The sequence below is a fragment of the Streptomyces laculatispora genome (genome assembly GCF_017353455.1).
Taxonomy (GTDB): Bacteria; Actinomycetota; Actinomycetes; order Streptomycetales; family Streptomycetaceae; genus Streptomyces; species Streptomyces laculatispora.
Map to the genome: position 1 here is coordinate 1 of NZ_JAFMPZ010000508.1, position 6,633 is coordinate 6,633.

The 6,633-nt window shown below is 70.7% G+C and carries 4 protein-coding genes; 2 read left to right on the forward strand and 2 right to left on the reverse strand.

Going from position 1 to position 6,633, the window contains the following annotated elements:
* Positions 1-65: 65 nt before the first annotated feature.
* The gene (locus J1C73_RS26560) at positions 66-2,183 is read right to left on the reverse strand and encodes a HelD family protein (protein ID WP_207318605.1); all 2,118 of its coding nucleotides are present in this window, start codon (positions 2,181-2,183) and stop codon (positions 66-68) included.
* Positions 2,184-2,588: 405 nt separating this feature from the next.
* Between J1C73_RS26560 and J1C73_RS26565 the strand changes: the two genes are divergently transcribed.
* Positions 2,589-2,780 carry a hypothetical protein gene (locus J1C73_RS26565; RefSeq protein ID WP_207318606.1) on the forward strand — a complete coding sequence of 64 codons (192 nt, stop codon included), beginning with the start codon at positions 2,589-2,591 and terminating at the stop codon, positions 2,778-2,780.
* A 26-nt stretch (positions 2,781-2,806) separates the two neighbouring features.
* On the opposite strand, the gene J1C73_RS26570 is transcribed toward J1C73_RS26565, so the two are convergent.
* Positions 2,807-4,447, reverse strand: a complete 1,641-nt coding sequence (locus J1C73_RS26570) for a DNA repair helicase XPB (RefSeq protein ID WP_207318607.1) — start codon at positions 4,445-4,447, stop codon at positions 2,807-2,809.
* An 812-nt stretch (positions 4,448-5,259) separates the two neighbouring features.
* Between J1C73_RS26570 and J1C73_RS26575 the strand changes: the two genes are divergently transcribed.
* On the forward strand, positions 5,260-6,633 hold a 1,374-nt coding region (locus J1C73_RS26575), incomplete at its 3' end, for an ATP-binding protein (protein WP_307797804.1).

Below are 6,633 nucleotides of genomic sequence, written 5' to 3' on the forward strand. Positions count from 1 at the left end.
CCCCCGGACCCCCGCTCCTCAATCGCCGGAGGGGCTTGGATGGCCGCCCGGAGGGGCTGGGGTGGCTACTCGGTTGATCGGAGTTGGTGCGGCAGGGGGGTCGCGTGGACCACGATCAGGCCCGATACCGCTCGGGTCAGGGCCACGTACAGGCGGCGCAGGCCCGTTCGTTCGTCCGGTTCGCCGTCGACCACCGCCGCCGGTTCGTCCAGCACCACGTAGTCGTACTCAAGGCCCTTCGCCAGTGACGCCGGGACCAGGGTCAGCCGGGACTCGGCGGTCGTCTCCTGGCCGGGGGAGAGGTAGCTGTGGCCCGCCGCCGTCAGGGCGGCCGCCAGCGCCGGGATACGGGCGTCGGCGGCGATCAGGCCGGTCGAACCCTCCTGCTCCAGCGACTCCTCGCAGGCCGCGACCACCGCCGCGTCCAGCGCGCCGGTCTCTGCGGCCCCCACCTCCCGTACCGACAGCGAACCGGGCGACTCACGCACCGACTCGACCGCCGCCAGGCCCGGCGAGATCACCGGCAGCAGCCGGGACGCGTACGCGATCACCTCGCGCGGCACGCGGAAGCCCGCCGTCAGCTCCTCCACCACCGCGTCCGACTTGCCCAGATGGTGCAGCGCCTGGGCCCAGCTCTGCGTCGACCACGGCGTCGTGCCCTGTGCCAGATCGCCCAGGACCGTGGCCGAACCGGTCGAGCAGCGCCGGCCCACCGCCCGGTACTGCATGGGGGAGAGGTCCTGCGCCTCATCGATCACGACATGGCCCAGTGAGTGCGTGCGCGCCACCAGGTCCATCGCCTCGTCGATCAGCACCGCGTCCGCCGCCGACCACCTCGCGGACTTCACACTGCGGACCGGCTTGGTCCACAGGATCAGCTTCTGCTCGTCCTCGGTCAGCAGCCCGTCCGCCTGTGCGGCCAGGAACTCAGGGTCGGACAGCAGCCGCAGCACCAGCTTCGACGGCTCGACCGCGGGCCAGACCGCCTTCACCGCCGCCTTCACCGCGGGATTGCGGGCCACCGCGTTCTGCACCCGGTCGTCGGGAGCCTCGCCCGCCTCCTCCATCCGCACCAGCACGGCGTGCGCGATGCGCTGCGGAAGGGCCTCGTGCGCCGCCCCGTACCGCATGTCCCGGGCCAGCAGCTCGTTGACCATCTCCTCGATCTCGTACGCGGGCACCCGCCAGCGCCGGGAACCGCGCACCACCATCACCGGCTCCGTCGGCGGCGTCACGTGCGAACGGATCGCCCGCCGCAGCACCTCGGCCATCCGGGCATCGCCCTTCACGACGGCGGCCCGCGCCTCGTCCGTGCCCCGGACCTCGACGTGCGACGTCACCAGGTCGTCGACGGTCGCCTGCTTCACCTCCAGCTCACCGAGGGCCGGCAGCACCTGCTCGATGTAGTGCAGGAAGGACCGGTTCGGCCCGATGACCAGCGTCCCGGTGCGGGCCAGCCGCTCCCGGTGCGCGTACAGCAGATACGCGACCCGGTGCAGGCCGACGGCGGTCTTCCCGGTGCCGGGCCCGCCCTGCACACAGACCGAGCCGCCCAGCTCGCTGCGGACGATCTCGTCCTGCTCCGGCTGGATCGTCGCGACGATGTCGCGCATCGGGCCGACACGCGGCCGCTCGATCTCCGCCTGGAGCAGCTTGCTGGTCTGCGCCGCCAGTGGGGTCTCCCCTGCTCCTTCGGAGCTTGGGGAAGGGGCGGTGAGGTGCTCGTCCTCGTACGCGGTCAGCTCGCCGCCGGTGTAGCCGAAGCGGCGCCGCTGGCCGACGTCGAGCGGGTCGTTGCGGGACGCCCGGTAGAACGGCTGGGAGACCGGCGCCCGCCAGTCGATCACCATCGGGTCGCCGCCGGCGTCGTGGACGTGGCGGCGCCCGATGTAGAACTGCTCGCCCTCCGCGCCCTCGGCCTTCTCCGCACCGACCACGTGGAGGTAGTCCAGCCGTCCGAAGAAGAGCGGGGTGTGGCTGAGGTCGGCGAGCGATTTGACGCGGTCGGTGATCTGGGCCTGCAGCACTGCGGCGTTCACCCAGTTCGCCGTGACATCGCGGATGTCGAGGGCCTGGGCGTCCTCACGCATGGCGCGCAGCGCGGCGCGCGAGGCGGCGAGGTGGGCGCGCTCATGGGCGAGGGGGTCGGTGGTGGTGTCGCTTTCGTGTACGTGCGCGGGCACGGTGTTGCCTCCGGCATTCAACGCAGGACGGCGGACCGCACGCGAGGGGCCTGACGAAAGGCCCTCGGCCCCGGCCGGTGACCGGGGGCGATGCGGTCCGCTCGGGGATCGATCACTGGTACGCACCAGGCAGTGCGTACGGCTGTCGGCCGGTTTCCGTCCGGTCGGCGGCGCTCCCCCGGCTGCCGGCGCGAGCCCTTCCGGGCTGCCGGTACCACGGTGCGGGAGGCGGGCAGACCGGCGATTGTATCGACGGGCCGGGCCGGGCGCGAACGAATATCCGCGTACGACCGCGGGGGTCCACCCCGTAGGGGACGGCATGAGACCACAGGGGTAGACGCGGCGCCGTCACCTTCCCCCTGCGGGCCGACGCCTTCACCGGCCGGGCGGAGCACCATGGAATACATGAGCACCGTCTTCCTGAACCCGCGAAAGACCGGCCCCGCGCACGGCGCGACCGCGGCCACCGGCCACCACTACAGCCACCGCGCCGGTGACGCGCTGCGCGCTGCCGGGATCTTCGTACGGGCCGCGTTCGGCGTCGTCGTCCTCGGTGAGTACGCGCAGGAGGCGGGCGTCCGCCGCCGCACTCACTGAGCCGGCGCACCCCCGCCCCCGGACGGTCAGTTGTCCGTCAGCAGCTCGTCGGCGTCCACGATCCGGTACGCGTACCCCTGCTCGGCCAGGAACCGCTGGCGGTGGGCCGCGAAGTCCTGGTCGATCGTGTCGCGGGCGACCACCGAGTAGAACCGCGCCTCGTGCCCGTCCGCCTTCGGCCGCAGCACCCGGCCGAGCCGCTGGGCCTCCTCCTGGCGTGAACCGAACGTGCCGGACACCTGGATCGCGACGGTGGCCTCCGGCAGGTCGATGGAGAAGTTCGCCACCTTCGACACGACCAGCACGCTCAGCTCGCCCTGCCGGAAGGCCTCGAAGAGCTTCTCCCGCTGGGCGTTGCTCGTCTCGCCCTTGATCACCGGGGCGTCCAGATGCTCACCCAGCTCGTCGAGCTGGTCGATGTACTGCCCGATGACCAGCGTCTGCTCGCCCTTGTGCTTGCGCACCAGCGCCTCGGTGACCTTCCGCTTCGTCGCGGTCGTGGCGCAGTACCGGTACTTCTCCTCGGCCTCGGCGGTCGCGTACGCGAGCCGCTCGCTGTCCGTCAGATTGACCCGTACCTCGACACAGTCGGCGGGCGCGATGTAGCCCTGCGCCTCGATCTCCTTCCACGGGGCGTCGAACCGCTTGGGTCCGATCAGCGAGAAGACGTCCGACTCGCGGCCGTCCTCCCGCACCAGCGTCGCCGTCAGGCCGAGCCGGCGGCGGGCCTGGAGGTCGGCGGTGAACTTGAAGACGGGCGCGGGCAGCAGATGCACCTCGTCGTAGATCACCAGACCCCAGTCGCGGGAGTCGAACAGCTCCAGGTGCGCGTAGACGCCCTTGCGGCGGGTCGTGAGCACCTGGTAGGTGGCGATGGTGACCGGCCGGATCTCCTTGCGGGTACCGCTGTACTCGCCGATCTCCTCCTCGGTCAGCGAGGTCCGCTTCACCAGCTCGTGCTTCCACTGCCGGGCGGAGACGGTGTTGGTGACCAGGATCAGGGTGGTCGCCTTGGCCTGCGCCATGGCGCCCGCGCCGACCAGCGTCTTGCCCGCGCCGCAGGGCAGCACGACGACTCCCGAGCCGCCGTGCCAGAAGCCCTCGACGGCCTGCTGCTGGTAGGGCCGCAGCGCCCAGCCGCTCTCGTCCAGCTCGATCGGGTGCGCCTCGCCGTCCACGTAACCGGCGAGGTCCTCGGCGGGCCAGCCCAGCTTCAGCAGCGTCTGCTTGACCTGTCCGCGCTCGGAGGGGTGCACGGCCACCGTGTCGGGGTCGATCCGGGCGCCGACCAGCGGCTGGACCTTCTTCGACCGGAGGATCTCCTCCAGGACGGGCCGGTCGGTGGAGGTCAGCACCAGTCCGTGGACCGGGTGCTTGGAGAGCGTGAGGCGGCCGTAGCGGCCCATCGTCTCGGCGATGTCGACGAGCAGCGCGTGCGGTACGGGGTAGCGCGAGTACTTCACGAGCGCGTCGACGACCTGCTCGGCGTCGTGTCCCGCGGCCCGGGCGTTCCACAGCCCGAGCGGGGTCAGCCGGTAGGTGTGGATGTGCTCGGGGGCGCGCTCCAGTTCCGCGAAGGGCGCGATCACGCGGCGGCAGGCGTCGGCCTGCTCGTGGTCGACTTCGAGGAGCAGCGTCTTGTCGCTCTGGACGATCAGGCAGGACACATATACCTCCGGAAGTGGGATCGTCCCGTGAGGGACAGCACACTCGCCATGGCTCGGGCTCTGCCCGTGCCCGACGCTCCGAGAGCGTCTCGGCCAGTGCACCGGGAATGCGCGCTGCCACCTACGTGCGACGTTCACGCGAAACACACGAGTCTACCTCGCCGGAGCGCCGACGGGCCGGGTGCGAGGCGTCGTACCGGGCCGGTGGCCGGATCGCCGTCGCGGCGCACCGCCCCTGTTGATCGCACCTTCCCGCCGCCACCGCGACGTGCTCGACGCCCTGCACGCCGCCGCCCGCGAATCGGCGACAACGCGCTGTGGGCGCCTCCACCCGGGACGGCGGGTGGATGACCTGGAGGTGGATGCCTCACGTCTCCGGAGGCGGCTCCGAGGGGCGCCGCGGACCAATTCCAGGCCGTGCCCGGGTCCCTTTTTCAGCGGACCGCGGCACGAGGCGAGGGAATCCGTGAGCGTCCATCTGAGAGGCTTTAACGCGTTGTGCGTAGGGGGGATCGATTGGATGGCTACACGGCGACCACGATGGCATTCAGGAGGCTTACAGCCCTACCTGTCATACCCGTGTTGGGTGTGCTAAACCTAACTCTCGGTTCTATGGTGAACCTTGGGGAACGGGGCTCGGCCGGTCGGCGGGGCCCCCGCACCGACCCTCCGTCCGACGTCATGCCGCTCCCGCCCCACTGGGTGGGAGCGCGGTCTGCCGTGCCAGAAAAGAGAGCGCCCCTGTGACCGATCCCGGCATTCCCTCCGACCTTCCGGCCGACGCCACCGCACCCGCGCCCACCACGGGCGACGTGGGGGACGTGGGGGACACGTCCTACACCGGCAGTCAGATCCAGGTCCTGGAGGGCCTGGAGGCGGTCCGCAAGCGGCCTGGCATGTACATCGGCTCGACCGGCGAGCGCGGTCTGCACCACCTGGTCCACGAGATCGTCGACAACTCGGTCGACGAGGCCCTCGCGGGGCACGCGGACCGCATCGACGTGACGATCCTGGCCGACTGCGGGATCAGGGTCGTCGACAACGGGCGTGGCATCCCGGTGGACATCGTGCCGTCCGAGGGCAAGCCGGCCCTGGAGGTCGTACTGACGGTGCTGCACGCGGGCGGCAAGTTCGGCGGTGGCGGCTACGCCGTCTCCGGCGGTCTGCACGGCGTGGGCATGTCGGTGGTCAACGCCCTGTCGACGCGGGTGGAGGCGGAGGTGCGCTACGGCGGGCACCGCTGGAGCCAGGAGTACGAGAAGGGCGTGCCGACCGCCGCGCTCAAGCAGCACGAGGAGACCTCCGAGACCGGCACCTCGCTGACGTTCTGGGCCGATGGCGACATCTTCGAGACCACCGAGTACTCCTTCGAGACGCTGTCGCGCCGGTTCCAGGAGATGGCCTTCCTCAACAAGGGCCTGACCCTGACGCTGACCGACGAGCGTGAATCCGCGAAGGCCGCGGTGGGCGCCGACGACCCGGACGCGGACGTGTCCGAGCCGGCGGCGCGGACGGTGGAGTACTTCTACGAGGGCGGCATCGTCGACTTCGTGAAGTACCTGAACGCGCGCAAGGGCGAACCCGTCCACCCGTCGATCATCTCGCTGGAGGCGCAGGACACCGCGCGCCTGCTGTCGGTGGAAGTCGCGATGCAGTGGAACACCCAGTTCTCCGACAGCGTGTACTCCTTCGCGAACACGATCCACACGCACGAGGGCGGTACCCACGAGGAGGGCTTCCGCGCGGCGATGACGGGTCTGGTCAACCGGTACGCGCGGGACAAGAAGTTCCTGCGCGAGAAGGACGACAACCTCGCGGGTGAGGACGTCCGCGAGGGTCTGACGGCGATCATCTCGGTGAAGCTGGGCGAGCCGCAGTTCGAGGGTCAGACGAAGACCAAGCTGGGCAACACGGAGGCGAAGACCTTCGTCCAGAAGGTCGTGCACGAGCACCTCAACGACTGGTTCGACCGGAACCCGAACGAGGCCGCCGACGTCATCCGCAAGTCGATCCAGGCGGCCACGGCCCGGGTCGCGGCCCGCAAGGCCCGTGACCTGACGCGCCGCAAGGGTCTGCTGGAGTCGGCTTCGCTGCCGGGCAAGCTGTCGGACTGTCAGTCCAACGACCCGGCGAAGTGCGAGATCTTCATCGTCGAGGGTGACTCCGCCGGTGGTTCGGCGAAGTCC